Here is a 19,155-nt window from a genome sequence, read left to right as displayed (position 1 = left end):
CTGCCCGGCGAGGTGCCTGGGCTGTTCGGGGTAGGGCGTCAGCGCGCGTCCTTTCCGGTGGAAGGCGGCAGGCGCAGGGCTCCGGGAGCGGTGTCCGGGACCACGGGCCGACGCGGCGGTACGGGTTCGACCGGGCGGTATCGCTCTCCGGGCTCGGGGCGGGGGTCGGGTTCTCCCTTGTTGGGCCACAGGGCCGTCGCGCGCTCCGCGAGGGCGGTGATCGTGAGGGACGGGTTGACTCCCAGGTTCGCCGAGACGGTGGAGCCGTCGATGACGTGCAGTCCGGGGTATCCGTGCAGCCGGTGGTACGGGTCGACCACGCCGGTCGTGGCGTCCTCGCCGACGGTGCAGCCGCCGATGAGGTGGCCGGTGGTGGGTATGTCGAAGAGGTCTACCCAGGTGCCGCAGGGCTGGCCTCCGATGCGGGCTGCCGCGACGCGAGCGGCCCGGTGCCCGGCCGGTATCCAGGTCGGGTTGGGTGCGCCCTCGCCGGGGCGGCTGGTGAGGCGGCGCCGACCGGTTCTGGTGCGTCGCAGGAAGGTCGTCACCGAGTTGTCGGCGGTCTGCATGACGAGCAGGACGACCGCTTGCCGGGACCAGCGGCGCGGGTTGTGCAGAGCGGGCAGGTGGCGAGCGTTGCGTGCCATGGCGGCGAGCCCCGTCAGCAGGCGGGACCGCCCCGGGACGGGGTCCGTGAGCAGCGCGCCGAGCAGGGCGAGCAGGTTGCTGCCGGGTCCGTAGCGGACCGGTTCCATATGGGTGGTCGCGTCGAGGTGGACGGAGGAGGTGATGGCGACCCCGTGTGTGTAGTCCGCGTCGCGGTCCTTGGAGCGGACGCCGAGGATCGCCTCCGAGTTGGTGCGGGTCAGCCACCCGAGGCGGGGTGAGACATCGGGGAGCGAGCCGTCGGCGCGCAGTGCGTGGAGCAGCCGTTGCGTGCCCAGGGCTCCGGCCGCGAGAACGACGTGCCGTGCGGTCAGTGTCCGCCGCTGGCGGCCCGCGACGGCGCCGGTGCGTGCCGAGGTGACGGCCCAGCCCTGGCCGTGTCGGGCGACGCGGGTGACCGTGCGCCGCTCCAGCACCGTCGCCCCGGCCCGCTCGGCGAGGCCGAGGTAGTTCTTGGGCAGGGTGTTCTTGGCGTTGTGCCGGCAACCGGTCATGCAGGCGCCGCAGTTGAGGCAGGCATGGCGGGTGGGCCCGGCGCCGCCGAAGTAGGGATCGGGGACGGGCTCGCCGGGCTGGGCGCCGGGCGGGCCGAAGTGGACGCCGACCGGGGTGGGGCGGAAGGTGTCTTCGCGGCCGAGTTCGCGAGCGGTGTCCTTGAGCAGGCGGTCGGCCGCGGTGAACACGGGGTTGGGTGTGACCCCGAGCATCCGGCGCGCCTGCGCGAAGTAGGGGGCGAGTTCGCGGCGCCAGTCGGTGATGGCGGCCCAGGCCGATCCCTCGTAGAAGGCGGCAGACGGTTCGTAGAGGGTGTTGGCGTAGCCGAGGGAACCGCCGCCGACGCCGGCGCCGCTCAGGACGAGCAGGTCACCGAGCAGGGACATGCGCAGGATTCCGGTGCAGCCCAGGCGGGGTGCGAAGAGGTAGTCCCGGACGTGCCAGGACGTTCGTGGGAAGTCGCTGTCGGCGAAGCGCCGCCCCGCTTCCAGCACCGCCACGTCGTATCCCTTCTCGGTCAGTCGCAACGCGGTGACACTTCCGCCGAAGCCCGAACCGATGACGAGGACGTCGTGGTCGAAGGCGGTCACCGGTCGCCTCGTGCGGCGAAGTCGGCGACCAGGGGGGTGACGAGCCGTTCTAGGTTCTCGCGGCGGGTTTGGGGATGACGGGCCGTGAGCGGGACGGGGCCGTCCAGCCCCGGGGTGTGGGTGACCAGGGCGAGGTGCGGCAGCATGACGAGCAGCAGGGAGAGCAGGGCGTCCAGGTCGGCGTCCTTGCGCAGGTCACCTGCCTCGACGGCGCGCTCCAGCAGGGGGCGCAGGCCGCTCAGATAGATCTCGTTGACGGGCACCCGGACCGCGTCACGTACGGCCTGGTCCATCTCCATGTTGGTGGCGGCGGTGACCCCGCGTTCCAGGGGGTGCGTGGCGAAATAGTCGAGCCAGGCTTCCAGCGCGTCGAGGAGATGGAGGGGGAACGCCCTGGTGCCGTCGTAGCCGTCGAGCCAGGGCTTCATGTGGGCGTAGATGCGCAGGGACGTCTGTTCCGCGACGTAGGTGAACAGGTCGAGCTTGCCGGAGAAGTACTGGAACAAGGAGCCCTTGGCCACGCCGGCCTCTCGGGCGATGACGTTGAGGCTGCCCGTGGAGTAGCCGTGGGTGCCGAATTCGTCCATGGCGGCGACCAGGACGCTCTCCCGCCGGGCCGGGGAGAGCCGGGTCCAGGTAGGTGTGGGCATGGGGCGCTCCTGTGGGTGACCGGGCGGTCATGTGACCGCCCGGTCATCGTGGAGCGCCGGTCATGAAGTGTCAACGCGTCGGACAGGAAAGCCTGTTGAGCTTTTCCGTGGAGCCGAGAAGCCTGCCCCGCCCCATTGACACCGCGTGGCGCGAGATCCAGCCTGTGACCAGTCGGTCACATGACCGAGTGGTCACAGGGGGCGTGGACATGCGCAAGGTGTGTGTGATCGGGGCGGGCTCATCCGGAATCGCCGCCTGCCAGGTGCTCGCCGAGCGCGGCATCCCGTACGACTGCTACGAACTGGGCTCCGAGGTCGGCGGCAACTGGAGGTACATGAACGACAACGGCCTGTCGTCCGCCTACCGCTCCCTGCACATCAACACCTCGCGCCAGGTCATGGAGTACGCCTCCTACCCGATGCCGCCGAGCAGTCCCGACTATCCCGGTCACGCGCACATCGCCCGCTACTTCGACGCCTTCGTGGACCATTTCGAGCTGCGCCCGTCCATCGCCTTCCGTACGGAGGTGGTCGATGTATCACCGACCGCCTCCGGCCAGTGGACCGTGACCCACCGCCACCGCGACACGAAGCGGCACACGGAAACCACCTACGACGCCGTCCTTGTCGCCAACGGACATCACTGGAAGCCCCGCTGGCCACAGCCGGCCCTGCCGGGAGCCACGGACTTCGCCGGCACGCAGACCCATGCGCACGACTACCGGACACCCGAGCCCTACACCGGCCGGCGCGTCATGGTGCTCGGTATCGGCAACTCCGCCTGCGACATCGCGGTGGAGACCTCACGCGTGGCGCAGCGGACGATCCTCGCGACCCGCCGCGGCGCGCACATCCTTCCCAAGTACCTGTTCGGCACACCGACCGATCACCTCACCAACTCGTGGCTGGCGAAGACCCCGCTGGCCCTGCAGGACCGCGGCCTGCGACTGCTGTTGCGCCTGAGCCGAGGCCGACTGACGGACTACGGACTGCCCGCGCCGAGCCACCGCGTTCTGGCCGCCCACCCCACCATCTCCGACGACCTCCTGTCACGGCTCGGACATGGAGACATCGTGGTCAAGCCCGCCCCGCAACGCCTTGAGGCGAAGCGGGTGCTCTTCGAGGACGGCAGCGCAGAGGACATCGACACGATCATCTACAGCACGGGATACGACATCTCCTTCCCGTTCCTCACGACCGAGCTGATCGACCCCTCCGACAACAACCTGGGTCTCTTCCACCGTGTCGTCGCACCCGGACACCCGGGTCTGTATTTCATCGGCCTCATCCAGCCGCTCGGCGCGATCATGCCGCTGGCCGAGGCACAGGCACACTGGGTCGCCGACCTGCTCCAGGACAGGTGCGCCCTGCCCGCGCGACGGGTCATGCTCGATGAGGTCGACGCCTACCGTGCCCGCCTGAGGCGGCGCTACGTCGCCTCGACCCGGCACACCATCCAGGTGGACGCGCGGGCCTACCTGCGGGAACTGGCCGGGGAGCGCCGTCGCGGCGCCGCGCGCGCCCGCAGGAGAGCGTCCCTCTGACGTCTGCGCGCATCCCGGCCGGCCGACGGGCGGCGAACCTCGCCCGGTGCGAAGATGCGCCGTCACAGGTTCGGAGGGACTGTGGAGAGATGACACATTCCCTCGTACCTCCAGGTGAGACCCCACCCGCCGAAGGCTGCATCGCCGAAGCGCATCAGGAGCGGCCGGACGGCGGAATCTGGGAACACCCCTACTTTTGGCTCTCCCTCATCGTCCTCGGCTCGGTGGTTGTCGCGGGCTTCTTCGTGGCCCGGATCAGCGGACTCTGAACGGCGCACTTGTCGCCGAGCGGCCCCGCACGGCCCGAGTGCCGTGCCGCGGGGCAGCCGCGACTCACCCTTCTCCTCGCCTGCCTGCTGGGCAAGCCGCGCAACGGCATGCCGATGTCCGGGCGTCCGGGGCCAGGACGCAGGTCGGCGACGAGCGAGGGCCTGCCGTGGGTCTTCCTAGAGTCTCCGAAGGCCGCTGAGCACCTTTTCGAGCAGCGTCACGTGGGGCCTGCCCCCATTGGCGTCGTCAACGTGGGGCTGTTGCACCGTCACGAGTCCCGCCTCCGCGAGATCCGCCACCAGGATTCGGGCGACTCCCAGCGGGATGGCAAGGTGCGCGGAGATCTCCGCGACCGACTTGACCTCTTGGCAGAGAACGCAGATCCGATACGCCTCCGGCGTCTGGGTACGAGGCTCCCAGAGGTCTGTTCTGGTGCTGACCAGCGCCTCGATGGCGAGGTGGTGGCTCGGGCGGGTGCGGCCTCCGGTCATGGCGTAGGGCCGGACGAGTGCGGAGGGCTTGGCGGGGCCGCCTGGTGCTGCGGGGAGTCGAGGTTCCTGAGCCGTGGACGGCGGAGGACGGTATGTCCTGTACGGATCACCACCGGGGGGCGTCGTCACGGTTACTGCTCCATTCGGCTGGCGCACCCGAGGACGTCGGGTACCGCAAACGGCCCACTGCCGGTGTCGGCAGAAGGTGCGCGTTCATGAACCACACGGTCCGGGCCTGCGCAGGGTGCGCTGCGTCGCACAGGAAACGGCCCAGAAGCGGGACTCTCGTCGTAATCGATTACGAGTCGATTCACAAAGAAGGACACTAGCCGCCGTTGCGGCCTCACGACGGATCTTGGCCCACTTCGTACCCCAGTTCGGAAATCAGCATATGCCACCACGCACCGTGTCCTGCCCGCACAAGCGACAGACTCCCCTGACTCGCGCCCACGATACCGGGCACAACGACCCATCGAAACAAGGCGAGTTGACTGACAGTCGACACCCGACGCCCTCAGCACCGCGGTCGGCCCCATCCTGCTACGAGACCACCCCCCGGTGCCATTGCCCCAGCCGTCGTCCGTGGGACGAGCCGACAGGCTCGCGACGGCTCCCCGGTCATCGCTGGGCATCCGGCAGCCGGTCGCATCGATAGCGTAGTCGCGTGGATCAGGACGAGCGGCTCCTTCACAGCTCGTCGTTCGGCACGGCGGCCGCCTCCTACGCCGAGCACCGCCCGGACCGCCGTACTGCGCGTCCGGCGGCTCCGAGGCATCACGTCGGCAAGATCGCCGACCGGGCTTTCAGCTCATCGGGCGACCGACCCGACAAGGTCGGCGCTCGCGTCCCACAGCCGTCCGGCCCCGGCCGAGTCGAGACCGGCCTTGGCCTGTCGGCGGACGGCCGGGGAGCCCCGGTAGCCGCCAGGCCGTCCGGCCCGGCGTAGGAGTCGCCGGGGACATCCTGGGTCGCGGCGTAGAGCAGCGACAAGGCTCCGCGCTCCGGATCGGGCGGCGGGGATGTGCATTCCCCGGCGTTGTCGATTCGTCCCTGGGTGCCTTCCTGCGCACCCGGCGCGCGGCGCGGCAACCGGTGATCCTGATGGGACAAGGCCGTGCGACCAAGGGGTCGCGTCACGAGAACACCCAAACCACACGGCCCACTCCATGTCCGTCGCGTTCGACGACTGTGGCCCAGGAAGCGGCAACTCGCCCGTCGTCTCTTGCGATCGGGGCGACGTGGGCGGAGACGAGGGTGTCGAGCGCGCCCACGGCCGCACGGATATGGGCCGGCCCGCGACGCAACCGCTCTCCCGCGCACCACCAGGACAGCTGCCCGTCCACATCCCGCGGATGCATGCCCAGGCCATGCTCGGCGCACAGAGGCCACGCCTGCCACAGAAGCTCGGTGACGGTCTCCTGCGCGGCATCGGCGACGACCGCCAGCGCAGAGGCAGGGTCGTCCGCCGAGTCGGGACACAGGTCATTGCCGTGCCACTCGCCGTTGGCCAGAGCGACGTGGACGTTCTCCGGCTCGTCCGCATCCCAGGGCGGAAGGGCCAGCAGTTGCAGGGGTTCCTGCTCGGGAAGGGTCACCGCCAGGTCCCGGTTGAGGAGGGCGAGAGCCCGGTCCCACATGGGGTACTCGCCTGCCGAGACGCGACGGGGCTCGGGGCGGTCGGAATCAGCGCGCATGGGCACCATCCTCCGCATGGGCACCATCCTCCGCCACGCAGCAACAGCCCCCATCGCACCCCCTGCGAGCGGTGCCCATGCCCTCGGAGGGAGAGCGCCCGGAGGCCCGGCACGTGTCGCCGCGGGGAATATGAGGGCACCACCCGTAAGCCGTTCGCCATTGGAGCCTGGTGGCAGGGTCCGGTCGTATTCCGGGCGGTCGGTCGGGCGGTCGGTCGGCCACAGTGCGGATGTCCGCGAGGCGGTTGTGCACTCACCGCTGCCAGGCATGCATGCCCGACGCCGTGCATCCTCACGATGCGGGAGCGGATTGCCTGGGAAATGCTTGCTGAGGCCCTTGGGGCAGCATCCGGGCGGCCGGACTCCAGGAATCCGTGAGCGATGAGTTTTGCCCTGACTTCCAGTCCCTATCCACACACCGAGATCCACACATGCGAGCAACCGCAGTCGAGGAGAGCATCATGTCCGCTACCTACACCTTCGACGTCTTTTCCAGCCTCGACGGCTTCGGCGCCGCCGGCGGCAACTGGACCGGCTACTGGGGCAAGCAGGGCCCGGAGCTCCTGGACCACCGACTCGCCCTGTACGACGAGGAGCAGCGGATGGTCTTCGGGGCCAACACCTACAGGGCGTTCGCGCAGATGCTGGCCTCGAGCACCGAGGAGTCCGACGTTCGTGACCCGTGGGTCACGCGAATGAGGAACCTGCCGACGACGGTGGTGTCGACCACTCTGGAAGGACCCCTCGACTGGCCGGACGCGAACGTCGTGAACGGCGACGCCGTCGACGTCGTCGCTCGGCTCAAGAAGGACTCCGACGTCGCGCTGCGCTCGCACGGCAGCCTGTCGATGAACCGGGCACTGATGGCCGCCGGTCTCGTCGACCGCGTCCAGGTGACGCTCTTCCCCGTGATCACCGGTCAGACCGGGCTGGACCCCATCTTCCAGGGTGCGGCCGACTTCGACCTCGAGCTCATCGAGCACCGGACGCTCGACGGCCACATCCAAGAGCTCATCTACCGACCCGTCCTGCATGTCTGAGAGAAGCCCCGTCGATGTCCGCAAGGCGTCCTCGTCGTCCGCTCCGGCGCCCGCTTCGGCGCGGTCACCTCGCCGAACAGCCCGAGGCGCACGCAGCCTCATCAATCGCAACCGACCCGCAGCAATCGAGAATTACTGGGTGGAGCTGCACCGGAGACCCTAGGCTGCCGTGGTGTGCAGGAGACGCGCCTCGACACTGCTCGGATCCGGGCGGCCCGCCGGGTAATCGACCCCATTTTCCTCGACACTCCGCTGTACCGCTGCGAGGCACTGGAGCCCGACCTCGGGTGCACGGTGAGCATCAAGCTCGAAACGGCGAACCCGGTCCGCAGCTTCAAGGCCCGTGGTACCGAGGTCGTCGCGAGCCTGCTCGCCGACCATGGCCCACGCGCCGTGGTGTGCGCCAGCGCGGGCAACCTTGGCCAAGCCCTCGCTTGGTCCGGTCGCCGCCGGGGGCTCGACGTCGCCGTCGTGGCATCCCGCTTTGCGCCTGCGGCCAAGCTTGATCGCATCCGCGCATTGGGTGCCGCCCTCGAGTTGGTGGACGGCGACTTCGACATGGCTCGCGCGCGGGCGGCAGCTGTGTCGCAGCGCGACGGCATCCGGCTGCTCGAAGACAGCCTGGACATCGAGACCTGCGAGGGCGCGGCGACCATCGGGCTGGAATTGATGGACAGCGTGCCGTCGTTCGACGCCGTCCTGATTGCCCTCGGCGGCGGGGCGCTGGCCACCGGCGTGGGGCATGTGGTGAAGGCCTGGGCACCCGAAGTCGAGGTGATCTGCGTCCAGCCGCTGGGCGCACCGGCGATGACACACTCGTGGCGCCAACGGCGTGTCGTCACCACCGACTCGACCGACACCATCGCTGACGGCGTCGCCGGCAGGCGCCCCATCCCGGCCGTCCTGGACGACCTCCTCCTGGTCGCTGACGATGTCGTCCTGGTCAAGGAGGCGTCGATCATCGCCGGTATGAGGTTCCTGTTCGACCACGCGGGCCTCGTAGTCGAACCGTCGGCCGCACTTGGCGTCGCGGCGATCCTCGAAGACCGTGACCGCTTCGCCGGCCGACACGTAGTCACCATCGTCTGCGGAAGCAATGTCGACGTGGACGCCTACCGTCGCTGGATAGGCGGGGCTCCCATCCACAGATCTTGAATGCGCGGAGGGCGAGTCGGGGCTTCGGGGACGTCCAGGTGATCCGCACGGATGCGGTCATGTCGAGCGCGGGGCACCGCGAGCCGATCGACGTGTCCGAGCGGATCGCGCGCCAGCTTGCCCGGCTCGCGCGAGCCGGGCAGCAGGTGAAAGAGGTCGTGGCCCACCCCGACCCGCGGCTGTCGGGTCGGTCCGTCATTCTCGTGTCTCGAACAGGGGCTGGAGATCCGTGAGCAGGTGGTCGAGTGCGCTGTGGTACAGCGGCGGCCCGACGGAGACCCGGGCCACACCGATTGCATCGCTGTCCTCGATCAGTCGACCAGTGCGCCGGCGGACAGATTGGCGACGGTGCCGGTCATGGCTCCCGCTCGATCCGAAGCCAGGAACGCGGCCGTCTCCGCGATCTCAGAGAGCGTAGGCAGCCTCTTCAGAAGCGTCCCTTGCACCATCCCTCCACCTTCGAGCATTTCCTGGACCGACTGCCCGCCCGCTGCCGCCATGTGCTCGAAAAGGTCCTTGGTGTAGGAACCCGCTGCCGGCGCATCGACGACAGCGTGTGGACGGATGCAGACCACCCGGATGTTGTCGGGTGCCAGCTCCGCGGCCAGAACCCGCGAGAAGGCCTCCTTGCCGGCCGCGCTCACGCTGTGTCCCAAGATGCCGCCTACAGCCAGTTTGGAACCCGGCTCGGACAACGTCAGGATCACGCCAGGACGCTCGCGGCCCATGTGGCGCGCCACAGCCTTGCTTGTGATGAACAGCGTCTGCAGAAAGCCGTCAATGGGCCGCATGAACTCCTCGAGTGAGAGGTCCGCCAGCAGAGTCCCCTGGTCGTGCATGACGCTCACCGCGTTGAGGGCGATGTCGATGCTGCCGGCCGTCGCCGCGACGGCGTCGGCGTGCTTCTCGACGGCCTGTTGATCGAGGACGTCAACTTGTGCGGTCTCGACTTTTCCGCCCGTGGCGGCGATGTCGTGCGCCACGGCGTCGAGCTTCGCCTGTGTCCGCCCGGCGATGAAGACCCTCGCGCCTTCCCGGGCGAATACCCGTGCGATGGCACCGCCGATGGCGCCCCCGCCTCCATAGATGACAGCGTTCTTGTCGCCAAGCAGCAATCCACTCATTGCGTCCTCCAAAGGTGACGGGTTCATTGCGTGCGACGTCGCCAGGGCGCCGACCTTGGTCGAGAGGCGCGCCAGAGATCTCTTCCGGCGGCCCGGCAGTCAGTCTCGGTCGTGTTTCTGACGCTGGATCTGTTCTGCGATGCGCTTGATGCGGTTCAGTCGTGCGTCCCAGGTCCTGCCGACTTCGTTCAGTTGCCGGACCGCACGGGCGAGTTGCGCCTCGTCGACTTCGTAGCGCCGCTCGCGGCCCATCGGTGTCGCGTGTACGAGGCCGGCGCGGTCGAGGACGCCCAGGTGCTTGGTGACCGCTTGGCGCGAGATCGGGAGACGATCGCTCAGGCTGGTCGGTGTACCGACTCCTTCCGCGAGCAGCAGGTCGAGCAGGCGGCGCCTGCTCGGGTCGCCTATCGCCGACCAGAGTTCGTCGTCGACTGCGGCGGTCATCGCGCCACCACGGACGGGGCGTAGCTCTGCAGTTTGGGCAGGAACAGGTCCCAGCCACGCTCGTGGTCGTGGAAGGCTTCCTCGAGCACGGCGGCCTCCCAGCCCTTTTCTCGCCAGCCGCTCTCGGTCAGGCGCAGAATCGTGCCGCCACCGGACGGCACGAGCTCGATGCTGACCAGGAGAGAGTTCTCGGCATCGGGCAGCTGACCATCCGCGGCGACCCAGCGGAAGGCGAACTTGCGGGGCGGATCCACGTCGACGACCACGATCCGTTCCACCGCGGCGCGGTCGCCCCAGACCAGTTCGCCGACCGCGCCCGGCGCGGGATCGAACGACGCGTCGTCGGACCACCACACCTTGATGTGCTCGGGACGACTCACGACATCGAACACGATCTCCGGTGCGGCGTCGATGTGGATCTCGCGTTCCAGCTTTCCGAACTCCACCACTGACCTCCAATAAGCAACCATCGGTTGCGTATGACTCTAGTCTCCGCGCCAGTGATACGCAACCTTGTGTTGCGCAATGGCCGTGAGATCGACGCGGAAGAGCGCTTGACCGGGCGACGGCGAACTTCGACACACAGAGGCACAGAGGCACAGAGGCACAGAGGCACCTCGCGACGATGAGCCGTACAGGACAGAGCACGCCTGGACGCACTCCAGCACCAACGTGGACTGCCGCGAGCGGATCCGGGAGAACGGCCAGTCCGTGAACCGTCGGTGCACCGTCCGCCTTCGGGATTGTGGTGCCCAGGCGAGCGCGACAATGGCGTGTTCGCCGGCCCGGGAGAGCGCTCCACTACAGACTGAGATGTCGTCGATCTCATCGCCGGGTGATGCCTATGCTGCCTCTATGGCTGATTCGAAGGCCAGCGCGGCCAACTGCGCCCGGCTGGTCCGGCTCGTGGCGCCGCCGGCCGCGCCCGTGGACGCCCGCGGGGATTGGATCACCGTCGAGACCGTGATCGGTACCCGGCTGCCGGAGGACTACAAGCGACTCGTCGAAGCCTACGGCTGGGGCGAGTTCTGCGACTTCCTCTACCTCCGGACGCCGTTCGGAACCAACAGGCACAACGGCATCGAGTGGCAGAGCCCCCGCCCCGCGGGATCTCCGGCGCGGGACCGTGAGCGCTGTCCGCATCCACTGCACCCGGCTCCGGGCGGGCTGCTGATCTGGGGCACCACCACGGACGCCGACCGGCTGTGCTGGCTCACCGACGGGGCTCCCGAGCAGTGGCCTGTCGTGGTGTGGAGCAGCGAGGGCTGGTACGAGACCCATCGCATGAGCGCGGCCGAGTTTCTCGAAGGCTGGGCGGGCGGGCACGTACGCTCCGGCCTGCTCGGAAGCATGGAGCCGGATGTGGCGCCGTGGTTCAACGCCTTCCGTACCCGCACTCACCGGTGCCTGTTGCTCTCTGAAGGCCTCTTGCCCTACCCCGATCGGCTGCGGATCCTGCGCGAGACGCTGGCTCCCACCGCGGAACGGGGCTCGTGGCGCTCCGAGCACGACGAGGCGAGACAGGACCACTTCGCAGTCGTCGATGCCGACTGGCTGCTGACCTACGACGCGCCCCGGCCTCACCAGATCCGGATCAGCTTCCCACCAGAGGACGGCGGACAGGTTCGCCGGCGTCTCTTCGCCGCTGTTCGGCTCATGGGATGCGAGGTGCTTCGGACGACGACCGCGTCCGGAACGTCCCTGTCGTCCTGGGACGCGGCGACGGACGAGGACGAGGAGTAGCGGGAGAGTCCCCACCGGAGGATGCCGCGTCCGTCGCGCGGCCACCGTAACGGCGCACGGGCCCCACGGACGCCGAGTGCGCCGAGTGCGCCGATGTGGCAGTTCCCGTGCCACGCAAGGTTCGGATCGCCCGAGCCCGCCGGCCGCAGAACCTCACCACGGCCGGCAGAGGCACGGCGCCGGGCCCGTCAGATACGCCAGGCCCGGATCATGTCGGCGGCGCCGAACACATCATTCTTGCCGGCGATCAGTTCTCTGCAGAGCTCGACGAGCTCCCCGTAGGGCGCGTCGAGTCCTTCGCCACTGGCGTGCATGTAGGCGATGGTGACGGTGCACGCGAAGCGGACGTTGAGCGAGGGAAGCGGCCGCAGCTGGAGCAGCGTGTGCAGCAGCGCCGCCGCGCGCCAGGACGCATCGGGGTCGACGCCGAGGCGGGGCGGGTCCACACGGTGCCGCGCCACCGCCGCGACGAGCGCGGAGAAGTCTGAGATATGGGGCTGGTCAGGGAGGGCTGTTTCGTGCTGCTGCAGGAGCCAGCGCACGTCAATGTGCACCACGGGTGCCATGGGGTTCAGGCAGCCCTACCCGTCGCGCGGTTGACGGGGCCGTCGGCGATGCCCGCGGCGGCGATGGCCTCGGCCAGCGCAGGATCGTTGAAGACGCGCTGGAAGACTGCCGCGCCCTCCTTGAGTGCCCGGTGCTGGGCGATGGCGTCCGCGGTGGAGACCCTCACGAATGCGACCTCCTGTCCCCCACCGCAGGGCAATTGCGCCTTGTACGGGGCCAACGCCGAGACGACGCCGGAGCCTGACTCGTCCGCCTGGTTCCCCCTGCTGCCCGACACCAGGCTCCAGCCCGACACCAGGCACTACTTCGACGTCACCGGCACCGAGGAAGTCACCCACGTGCGGCTCGACATGTTCCCCGACGGAGGAATCTCGCGCCTGCGCGTCCTCGGTTCGGTCGACACGGCGGCACGGCACGCACTTGCCCTGCGGGTATTTCAACTCGCTTCCCGCCGAACAGGCGCAGGCCGTCCTCACCGCAGCAGGCCCACCGGTGGACGCTGCGGCCGAACTCACCGCCCGGCGGCCGCTCGACGAGAACGACTCGGCCCTCGCGGAGATCCCCGCTCTGTTCGGCGAGTGAAGTCACCCCTGCGGCCCCGAACGCGCCGCCCCGGCCGGTACCCGTGCGTGTCTTCCGGCTGAAGGCACGCACGCCGGGGCCGCAGGAGGTGACGGTTCGCGTGTGCGCACCCTCTGACGTACGCCCCCGCCCTGACCGAGTGAGTTCTTCCGCCCGAAGGGGCGAAGTTCCAGCGGGTCAGCGGATATTGGGCGGGATGTCAGGCACCGCAACGGGACGGAGCACGGTGAGAGAGTCCTCCTGGCGGGCCATCATCGCAAAGGGGAACCTGTCGATCTCCAGGCAGAGTTCGACATCGTCCGGGTGGTATCCGCTCCGCAGTCCAGCGGCAAGATCGGCCGCGGCACGAGAGGTTCTCGCGCGGTGGAGATAGGGGGCCGCCTCGACATCGCCTCCGGCCATGCGTCGGCCAATGTACTCAGCGCAGGCCAGGTCCTCGTCGGCCTGGCCTCCCTCGCCGGTGACGACGAACGTCACCGGACCGGAGTCCCTGGTCCGCAGGAACCCCGCGGTCGGGCCGGCCACCACGAAGCTCGCGCACAGGACCAGCGGTGCGTTCGCGACGGCCAGCGCGCCCACGGTCCCTGCCGTCGTCTTCTGCACCAGCGTGCGGCCGGCGAAATCGCGTGACCTGAGCAGGCCTGGTGAGTTCACCGCGTCGAAGCCCGCCGCCGGAGCTCCGTCCTTCAGAGCCAGCCAACCCGGGCGCCTCTGTTTCAAGGCAAGCGCCTCGCTCTCCGTCGAGGCCAGGACGATCCGCTCGACGCCACGCGAGAAGGCCCAGGCAGCCACGGTGAAGGCGCGCATGACGTCGATGACGACAGCGACACGGGGAACACCGGTCAACTCTGGGATGCCTACGAAGTGATGCTCCATCGCTCCATTCTGACGCCCTGGATCATCCGAACGGCACGATCGATCCGGCTGCTGCCGGGGTGACGGTCACCGCCGGTGCGAAGGCGGCGACGGTGGCGGGGGATGTCCTTCGGTGGACGCCGGGGAGGGGCGGCGTGAACTGGTGGCCCGACCTGACCGGTGAGGCGAAGTGCGCAGGTCATTCGTTCCAGTCGAGCGAGAACCGGCCCGTGGCGCTGTCGCGGCTGACGGTGCAGATCCGGGGTGGGAGAGTGAAGTTCTCTGCCGCCCATCCGGCGATCGCCGGAGCGAGGGCCTCCTCCGCGTAGTTGACCTCGAAGATCTCCAAGGCCCGAACTGAAATCAGGATGTGAGGGCTGGTCTCGACGCGTTCGATGTCGCCGGCCACTTTGCCCAAGCCGGCCCGCAACCAGGCGACTTCGCGCTCGTTGAGGACCAGCTCATTCCCGTGGAAGGCGTTGGTGACTTCCGAAGCGTCCAACCAGACCCGGTCACTGACGGGAACGCCCATGGCGGGCACGTCCGTCAGGTGCATGGCCTCGGCCGCTATCCCGAGAAACAGCCCGAAGCCGCCCTTCTGCATCTTGTAGCGATAGGCTCCCATGCTCCTCAGCCATTTCGTGGGGCCGGCCGGCCGCTGGTCAAGGAGTGACGGGGCCACTGGTCACGGGGGTCCATCGGCCGTCGGCCACCGAGTACACCGTCAGGCGCCGGTTGCGGGTGTCGCCGTACCCGTCGAAAGCGACGTGACCCGTGACCCCGTCGAAGGAGAGCCGGGCCACGGCCGGTGGCATCTTCGCACGGGCATCCCGCGGCAGGGTGCCGCCGTTGGCCGTCACGAGGGACTTCACGGCCTCGATCAGACTCCAGGCCGCGTCGTAGGCGTACGGTCCGTACCAGCCTGCCGCCTCCCTGTACCCCGCCTTGCGGTACCCGGCGAGGAAGTCCGTCCCGCCCGCCGCGCGTTCGGCGGGCACGCCGATGTTGACGGCGAGGTCGCCGTCGGCCTTCGGGCCGGACGTGAGGAACTGCTGGTCGAAGATGCCGTCGCCGCCCATCAGGGGGATGCCGACCCCGGCCTGCTTGAGCTGCTTGGAGAGCGGTCCAGCGCTGTCGTAGTAACCGCCGAAGTAGACGGAGTCGGCGCCCGAGGCCCGGACCTTCGCGGCGAGGCCGGGGAACTCGCGCTGCCCGGGGTCGACCTGCTCCGTGCCGACCACGGTCCCGCCGAGCTTCTCGAACGCGGCCCGGAACCCGGAGGTGAGGCCGGTTCCGTAGACACTCTTGTCGTCGATGACGTACACCTTGCGCTTCTCGGCCTCGGCGTGGAGGTACCGGGCGGCGAACGGCCCCTGGTCCACGTCCGTGGTCACGGTGCGGAAGTACGTGTCGTACGGACGGGCTTTGGTGCCCGCGGCCCAGCTCGGGCCCAGCGTCAGCGCGGGGTCGGTGTTGCCCGGTGAGACGTTGACCAGGTCCGCCTGGGCCAGGGGGGCCACCAGGGTCCGGGCCGTGCCGGAGTTCAGCGGTCCGACGACGCCCAGTACCTTCGCGTCGGACACGAAGCGGACGGCGTTCAGCGCCCCCTTGGCGGGGTCGGCCGCGTCGTCCAGGGCCTTGATCTCGAACTTCACGCCGGGGACGTACCCCTTCTCGTTCGCGGTCCTGACCGCCAGGTCGGCCGAGTTCCGGATGCCGAGGCCCATCGCGGACAGACCGCCGCTGAGCGGTGCGTCCACCCCGATCACCACCGTGACGGCAGAGGCCGTGGCGCCGCTGCCGGCCGCTCCGCCGCCGCGGGGCTTCTCATTCTCTCCGTAGAGGGTCCAGGTCAGGACGGAACCGGCCGCGAGCGTGGCCAGCGCCGTGCCCAGGACCACGGAACGCCGGGTGAGGGCGCGCGACCCCTGCTCGTCCTTCTCCACCTTGGCCGTCGTCCCCAGCGAGACCAAGTCCTCGGTCGGGGGCACGGGTGCGGGCTCCGGCGGCGGGCCGGTCGGCCGGTCCGGGGCGGGGTGCCGGGGGTCGACCGGGACCGCCCCGGAGTCCAGGACAGTGGGCTTGTGCGGTGCAGGGGGCGTACGGGGCTTGGGCGGCGCAGGGGGTGGTGCCTGCCGCGTTGAGGCGTCCGATGCCGGTTCGGGTGCGGGATCACGCTCCGGCCCCGGCTCCGGCGTGGCGGCCGCGTCCTCCTGGGCCGGCAAGGAGCGCAGCACCGACGCCAGCATCCCCGCGGCCTCGGTGGCGCCCACCCGCTGCTCCGGGTCCTTGGTGAGCAGTGCCTCCAGTACGGGCGCGAGCGGTCCGGCATGGACCGGCGGCCGGTACGGGCGCGTGAAGACGGCCACGGCCAGGGCGTGGAGCCCTTCCGCCTCGAACGGCGGCTGCCCCTCGACGGCGTGGTAAAGGGTGGCGCCGAGTGCCCACAGGTCGTTGGCGGGGGTCGGGCGCTTGCCCTCCAGCTGCTCCGGGGGCATGTACTGCGGCGTGCCGATGACGATCCCGCTGTGGCTCAGCTTGGTCGTGGCGTCCGCGAGGTGCGCGATGCCGAAGTCGGTGAGGACAACCCGGTCCTTGGTCAGGAGCACGTTGTCCGGTTTGATGTCGCGATGGACGATCCGCGCCTCGTGCGCCTCGGCCAGCGCGTCGAGCATGGCGGCGCCGATCTCGGCCACCCGCCGCACGGGCAGTCGGCCCTCCCGGCGGATGGCGGCGGCCAGGGACTGCCCGCGGATGAACTCCATGACGATCACGGGGGCGCCGTGGTGTTCCACGACATCGTGGATCGTGATGATCCCGGGGTGGCTGAGAGTGACCGCCGCGCGGGCCTCGCCGGTGAAGCGCCTGAGCAGCGTGGCGCGGTCGCCCTCGTCCAGCCCCGGCGGGAAGAGGATCTCCTTGATCGCGACCTCGCGTCCGAAGAGCTGCTGGTCCAGGCCACGCCAGACCCGGCCCATACCGCCCTGGCCAATGCGTTCGACCAGCTGGTAGCGGTCGGCGATGAGTTCGGAGTTCTGCTCGGTCACGCGCACACTCTAGGTCCTGGTGCGCCGTTCAGGTGAGGGAACGGTGGCTTGATCACATCCCTGGGAACGGTGGCGGGCCGAGCCCGGGGCGGGGCTCGGAAGTGGCCGAATGGAATCGCCGAGCACGTCGACACCGTGGAAAGGATCTCCGGCTGTCGCGCAACCGTTCCCCCGCCCAGCGGGTCCTACTTGGCATCAGAACCTCTCGGAGGGGACCCGGGGGACTATGAGGTTCTGATACGGAGGGGGAAGCCGAGGAGCCCGATCGAGAGATCGAGTTCCTCGAAGTTCGTGTCCCCTGGGCGGGCCGCGCTCAGTCCTCGGCTTCCGGCCTCCGCCTGGGCGACCGTTACGTGTCTGCAGTGACAGAGGGAAGAAGCAGCCGGTACTCGCGCAGTCCCCGTGACGGCGCAGGCACCGGGCTGCTCCTGCGCATGCTGCCCGGGGAAGCGGAGCACCGACCGGCAGCTCGAGCAGGACGACTACCGAATCGGGAGACCGTTCTTGCTGCGTATCCACTTCACGTCCGAAGACCTGACCCGCATCCAGGTGGCGAGCACACCCGACCCGCTGTGGGAGATCACCTTCAGCCTCCAGCGGCTCCAGACCTCGCAGGGCCGTTGGGCCTACGCCGACTGGCACCGCAGCACCCGCGCCACGCTCGCCGGCACCCGGCTCGGCGCCGCCGTGCGTCGGCTGCTCACCCCGGTGCTGCCCAGAGCCGCCTACCTGCCCGACTTCCTGACCCCGCCCGAGTCCGCGGACGGACTGGAGCGCGGGCTCACGGCGATCCTCGACACCCCGCCCGCCCGCGTCACTCACGAGATGGACCTGCTGGCCCGGATCAGCGGCGCCCCCGACTGGGTGCCCAGACTGGCGGAACGCGACAGCCGGAACGAACTGGTCCGGGTCCTGCGGGCCTACCACGACGCCGTCGTCGCACCCCACTACGACCACATGTGCGAGTCGCTCGCCGGCGAGCGCGGTCTGCTCGCCCGCGCGACGCTCGACAGCGGCGTCGGAGGACTGCTCTCCGGCCTCTCGCCCTATATGCGCTGGCGCCCGCCGGTGCTGCACGTCGACTACGTCGAGGACCGCGATCTGCGCCTCGAAGGACGCGGCCTGCGCCTGGTGCCCTCCTATTTCTGCTGGCAATTACCTATGTCCCTGGCCGACGACACCTTGCAGCCGGTACTGGTCTACCCCCTGCACGGCGCCCGACTCCCCGAACCCGCCCACCCCGACGTCGCCCTGGGCGCACTGCTGGGCAGAACCCGGGCCACCGCGCTGCGCACGCTCGCCCTCGGTGCAACGACCTCGGAGCTCGCCCGCACCCTGGGCGTCTCTCCCGCCACGGCCACACACCACACGACGGTCCTGCGGGACGCCGGACTGATCACGAGCCGACGCGTGCAGAACACCGTCCTGCACATCCTCACGCCCCTCGGGGCGACGATGCTCCGCAGGCCCGCACCGGAGCCCTTCGCGGCGAAGTCCGGTCAACGGTAGGCACTTCCCCGACGGTCCGAGACCGTATCCACTGCCTCAGTCACCCCAGCCGTCACCGCAGTCCCGCAGGAATAGGGCATTCCACCGTCTGGCACAGCACTTTCGACCGTGTTCGAAGGTCGTGGTGCGGGCGGGACCCGCGATGCGACTGTTCCCGCGGCACCAACGGGCCCGCGAACGTCGACAGCCCGACCACGACCGAAACACGGGAGACAGACATGCTGAACAGGCCAGGCATCAACCGGACCTTCGCCGCCGGAGCGCTCGCGCTCGTCACCGCCGCCACCGGCGTGGCCCTCGCCCCGGTCGCGTCCGCCGCCCCGCAGGCCTGCGTCGCCTCGTCAGTGACCACCGGCGCACGCGACTCGGTCGGCACGGTCCGCAACAAGTCCGCCAGCAGCACCTGCGGCGACCTGAACCTGACGTACTCCTACAACAGCACGTCCGCGATCTACGACTTCTACGCGGGCCGCCTGCGCCGCTCCAACGGCACCTGGTTCACCTGCTCCGCGGGGTACGTCTACGCCGAGGACGGCTCCCACAGCATCAACGATGACGACTTCTGGCTGTGCACCGACGTCGGCGACAACACACCGTTCACCGTAGCCAGCTGGTACGGCGGTGGCGACACCGTCACGATCACCCACTGACCACCACCCCGAGTTCCCGGGGTGCCGCCGGTGTACAGC

Annotated in this window: 21 protein-coding genes and 2 pseudogenes; 10 read left to right on the top strand and 13 right to left on the bottom strand. The window is 69.5% G+C overall.

Going from position 1 to position 19,155, the window contains the following annotated elements:
- Window positions 1–38: 38 nt before the first annotated feature.
- Entirely contained in the window at window positions 39–1,751 is a 1,713-nt protein-coding gene (locus ACFWBT_RS05510; protein ID WP_385696238.1) for an FAD-dependent oxidoreductase, read from the bottom strand.
- Complete coding sequence (locus tag ACFWBT_RS05505; RefSeq protein ID WP_385696236.1) at window positions 1,748–2,401, bottom strand: TetR/AcrR family transcriptional regulator; 654 nt, start codon at window positions 2,399–2,401, stop codon at window positions 1,748–1,750. Before ACFWBT_RS05505 ends, ACFWBT_RS05510 begins: the two co-directional genes overlap by 4 nt.
- A 209-nt stretch (window positions 2,402–2,610) precedes the next feature.
- Here ACFWBT_RS05505 and ACFWBT_RS05500 point away from each other — a divergent pair, with 209 nt between their 5' ends.
- Window positions 2,611–3,945 carry a flavin-containing monooxygenase gene (locus ACFWBT_RS05500; protein ID WP_385696234.1) on the top strand — a complete coding sequence of 445 codons (1,335 nt, stop codon included), beginning with the start codon at window positions 2,611–2,613 and terminating at the stop codon, window positions 3,943–3,945.
- A gap of 89 nt (window positions 3,946–4,034) precedes the next feature.
- Complete coding sequence (locus ACFWBT_RS05495) at window positions 4,035–4,214, top strand: DUF6480 family protein (protein ID WP_385696231.1); 180 nt, start codon at window positions 4,035–4,037, stop codon at window positions 4,212–4,214.
- Between the two features lie 177 nt (window positions 4,215–4,391).
- Here the strand turns inward: ACFWBT_RS05495 and ACFWBT_RS05490 are convergent, their stop codons facing one another.
- Both ACFWBT_RS05490 and ACFWBT_RS05485 read right to left on the bottom strand, forming a co-directional pair.
- Window positions 4,392–4,835, bottom strand: a complete 444-nt coding sequence (locus ACFWBT_RS05490; protein ID WP_385696228.1) for a DUF742 domain-containing protein — start codon at window positions 4,833–4,835, stop codon at window positions 4,392–4,394.
- Between the two features lie 1,004 nt (window positions 4,836–5,839).
- On the bottom strand, window positions 5,840–6,400 hold the full coding sequence (locus ACFWBT_RS05485; protein WP_385696225.1) for a hypothetical protein: 561 nt from the start codon (window positions 6,398–6,400) through the stop codon (window positions 5,840–5,842).
- A 461-nt stretch (window positions 6,401–6,861) separates the two neighbouring features.
- Here ACFWBT_RS05485 and ACFWBT_RS05480 point away from each other — a divergent pair, with 461 nt between their 5' ends.
- The 3 genes from ACFWBT_RS05480 (at window position 6,862) to ACFWBT_RS05470 (ending at window position 8,828) form a co-directional block, all read left to right on the top strand.
- Window positions 6,862–7,440: a dihydrofolate reductase family protein gene (locus ACFWBT_RS05480; protein WP_385696223.1), complete on the top strand. Its 579-nt coding sequence runs from the start codon at window positions 6,862–6,864 to the stop codon at window positions 7,438–7,440.
- 174 nt (window positions 7,441–7,614) lie between these two features.
- Entirely contained in the window at window positions 7,615–8,595 is a 981-nt protein-coding gene (locus ACFWBT_RS05475; protein WP_385696220.1) for a threonine/serine dehydratase, read from the top strand.
- 38 nt (window positions 8,596–8,633) lie between these two features.
- Complete coding sequence (locus tag ACFWBT_RS05470) at window positions 8,634–8,828, top strand: hypothetical protein (protein WP_385696218.1); 195 nt, start codon at window positions 8,634–8,636, stop codon at window positions 8,826–8,828.
- 78 nt (window positions 8,829–8,906) lie between these two features.
- Here ACFWBT_RS05470 and ACFWBT_RS05465 read toward each other — a convergent pair whose 3' ends face one another.
- The 3 genes from ACFWBT_RS05465 to ACFWBT_RS05455 form a co-directional block, all read right to left on the bottom strand.
- Complete coding sequence (locus ACFWBT_RS05465; protein WP_385696215.1) at window positions 8,907–9,719, bottom strand: SDR family NAD(P)-dependent oxidoreductase; 813 nt, start codon at window positions 9,717–9,719, stop codon at window positions 8,907–8,909.
- 99 nt (window positions 9,720–9,818) lie between these two features.
- The gene (locus tag ACFWBT_RS05460) at window positions 9,819–10,163 is read right to left on the bottom strand and encodes an ArsR/SmtB family transcription factor (protein WP_385696212.1); all 345 of its coding nucleotides are present in this window, start codon (window positions 10,161–10,163) and stop codon (window positions 9,819–9,821) included.
- Window positions 10,160–10,609, bottom strand: coding sequence for an SRPBCC domain-containing protein (locus ACFWBT_RS05455; RefSeq protein WP_385696210.1), 450 nt, complete (start codon window positions 10,607–10,609; stop codon window positions 10,160–10,162). The genes ACFWBT_RS05460 and ACFWBT_RS05455 overlap by 4 nt, the downstream gene beginning before the upstream one ends.
- Window positions 10,610–11,018: 409 nt before the next feature.
- Here ACFWBT_RS05455 and ACFWBT_RS05450 point away from each other — a divergent pair, with 409 nt between their 5' ends.
- Window positions 11,019–11,906 carry an SMI1/KNR4 family protein gene (locus ACFWBT_RS05450; RefSeq protein WP_385696208.1) on the top strand — a complete coding sequence of 296 codons (888 nt, stop codon included), beginning with the start codon at window positions 11,019–11,021 and terminating at the stop codon, window positions 11,904–11,906.
- A gap of 188 nt (window positions 11,907–12,094) precedes the next feature.
- Here ACFWBT_RS05450 and ACFWBT_RS05445 read toward each other — a convergent pair whose 3' ends face one another.
- Both ACFWBT_RS05445 and ACFWBT_RS05440 read right to left on the bottom strand, forming a co-directional pair.
- Entirely contained in the window at window positions 12,095–12,472 is a 378-nt protein-coding gene (locus tag ACFWBT_RS05445; RefSeq protein WP_385696205.1) for a toxin Doc, read from the bottom strand.
- 5 nt (window positions 12,473–12,477) lie between these two features.
- Complete coding sequence (locus tag ACFWBT_RS05440; protein ID WP_385696203.1) at window positions 12,478–12,639, bottom strand: hypothetical protein; 162 nt, start codon at window positions 12,637–12,639, stop codon at window positions 12,478–12,480.
- Here ACFWBT_RS05440 and ACFWBT_RS05435 point away from each other — a divergent pair.
- A pseudogene (locus ACFWBT_RS05435) lies at window positions 12,614–12,859 on the top strand (hypothetical protein); the annotation flags it as partial. The gene ACFWBT_RS05440 and the pseudogene ACFWBT_RS05435 overlap by 26 nt on opposite strands.
- A gap of 34 nt (window positions 12,860–12,893) precedes the next feature.
- Window positions 12,894–13,055: a hypothetical protein gene (locus ACFWBT_RS05430; protein ID WP_385696338.1), complete on the top strand. Its 162-nt coding sequence runs from the start codon at window positions 12,894–12,896 to the stop codon at window positions 13,053–13,055.
- A 177-nt stretch (window positions 13,056–13,232) separates the two neighbouring features.
- Here ACFWBT_RS05430 and ACFWBT_RS05425 read toward each other — a convergent pair whose 3' ends face one another.
- From ACFWBT_RS05425 to ACFWBT_RS05410, 4 genes and pseudogenes are all read right to left on the bottom strand, one after another.
- Window positions 13,233–13,931, bottom strand: a complete 699-nt coding sequence (locus tag ACFWBT_RS05425; RefSeq protein ID WP_385696200.1) for a 2-phosphosulfolactate phosphatase — start codon at window positions 13,929–13,931, stop codon at window positions 13,233–13,235.
- A gap of 178 nt (window positions 13,932–14,109) precedes the next feature.
- The gene (locus tag ACFWBT_RS05420) at window positions 14,110–14,535 is read right to left on the bottom strand and encodes a hypothetical protein (RefSeq protein WP_385696197.1); all 426 of its coding nucleotides are present in this window, start codon (window positions 14,533–14,535) and stop codon (window positions 14,110–14,112) included.
- A 37-nt stretch (window positions 14,536–14,572) separates the two neighbouring features.
- On the bottom strand, window positions 14,573–15,811 hold the full coding sequence (locus ACFWBT_RS05415; RefSeq protein ID WP_385696325.1) for a branched-chain amino acid ABC transporter substrate-binding protein: 1,239 nt from the start codon (window positions 15,809–15,811) through the stop codon (window positions 14,573–14,575).
- 366 nt (window positions 15,812–16,177) lie between these two features.
- Window positions 16,178–16,957: pseudogene (locus ACFWBT_RS05410) on the bottom strand (serine/threonine-protein kinase); the annotation flags it as partial.
- 504 nt (window positions 16,958–17,461) lie between these two features.
- Here ACFWBT_RS05410 and ACFWBT_RS05405 point away from each other — a divergent pair.
- Together ACFWBT_RS05405 and ACFWBT_RS05400 are read left to right on the top strand one after the other, a co-directional pair.
- The gene (locus ACFWBT_RS05405; RefSeq protein WP_385696194.1) at window positions 17,462–18,466 is read left to right on the top strand and encodes an ArsR/SmtB family transcription factor; all 1,005 of its coding nucleotides are present in this window, start codon (window positions 17,462–17,464) and stop codon (window positions 18,464–18,466) included.
- 218 nt (window positions 18,467–18,684) lie between these two features.
- Complete coding sequence (locus ACFWBT_RS05400; protein WP_385696192.1) at window positions 18,685–19,116, top strand: hypothetical protein; 432 nt, start codon at window positions 18,685–18,687, stop codon at window positions 19,114–19,116.
- The last annotated feature ends 39 nt before the right edge of the window (window positions 19,117–19,155 follow it).

The organism is Streptomyces sp. NPDC060027, assembly GCF_042737005.1.
Taxonomy (GTDB): Bacteria; Actinomycetota; Actinomycetes; order Streptomycetales; family Streptomycetaceae; genus Streptomyces.
The sequence above is the reverse complement of the archived record's forward strand: the minus strand, read 5'-3'. Positions and strand labels throughout refer to the sequence as shown.

Excerpts from the sequence above, each read along its gene's own strand:
- ACFWBT_RS05505 (WP_385696236.1), bottom strand. The coding sequence starts at position 2,401 with ATGCCCACACCTACCTGGACCCGGCTCTCCCCGGCCCGGCGGGAGAGC.
- ACFWBT_RS05500 (WP_385696234.1), top strand. The coding sequence starts at position 2,611 with ATGCGCAAGGTGTGTGTGATCGGGGCGGGCTCATCCGGAATCGCCGCC.
- ACFWBT_RS05495 (WP_385696231.1), top strand. The coding sequence starts at position 4,035 with ATGACACATTCCCTCGTACCTCCAGGTGAGACCCCACCCGCCGAAGGC.
- ACFWBT_RS05485 (WP_385696225.1), bottom strand. The coding sequence starts at position 6,400 with ATGCGCGCTGATTCCGACCGCCCCGAGCCCCGTCGCGTCTCGGCAGGC.
- ACFWBT_RS05480 (WP_385696223.1), top strand. The coding sequence starts at position 6,862 with ATGTCCGCTACCTACACCTTCGACGTCTTTTCCAGCCTCGACGGCTTC.
- ACFWBT_RS05465 (WP_385696215.1), bottom strand. The coding sequence starts at position 9,719 with ATGAGTGGATTGCTGCTTGGCGACAAGAACGCTGTCATCTATGGAGGC.
- ACFWBT_RS05460 (WP_385696212.1), bottom strand. The coding sequence starts at position 10,163 with ATGACCGCCGCAGTCGACGACGAACTCTGGTCGGCGATAGGCGACCCG.
- ACFWBT_RS05450 (WP_385696208.1), top strand. The coding sequence starts at position 11,019 with ATGGCTGATTCGAAGGCCAGCGCGGCCAACTGCGCCCGGCTGGTCCGG.
- ACFWBT_RS05445 (WP_385696205.1), bottom strand. The coding sequence starts at position 12,472 with ATGGCACCCGTGGTGCACATTGACGTGCGCTGGCTCCTGCAGCAGCAC.
- ACFWBT_RS05425 (WP_385696200.1), bottom strand. The coding sequence starts at position 13,931 with ATGGAGCATCACTTCGTAGGCATCCCAGAGTTGACCGGTGTTCCCCGT.
- ACFWBT_RS05420 (WP_385696197.1), bottom strand. The coding sequence starts at position 14,535 with ATGGGAGCCTATCGCTACAAGATGCAGAAGGGCGGCTTCGGGCTGTTT.
- ACFWBT_RS05400 (WP_385696192.1), top strand. The coding sequence starts at position 18,685 with ATGCTGAACAGGCCAGGCATCAACCGGACCTTCGCCGCCGGAGCGCTC.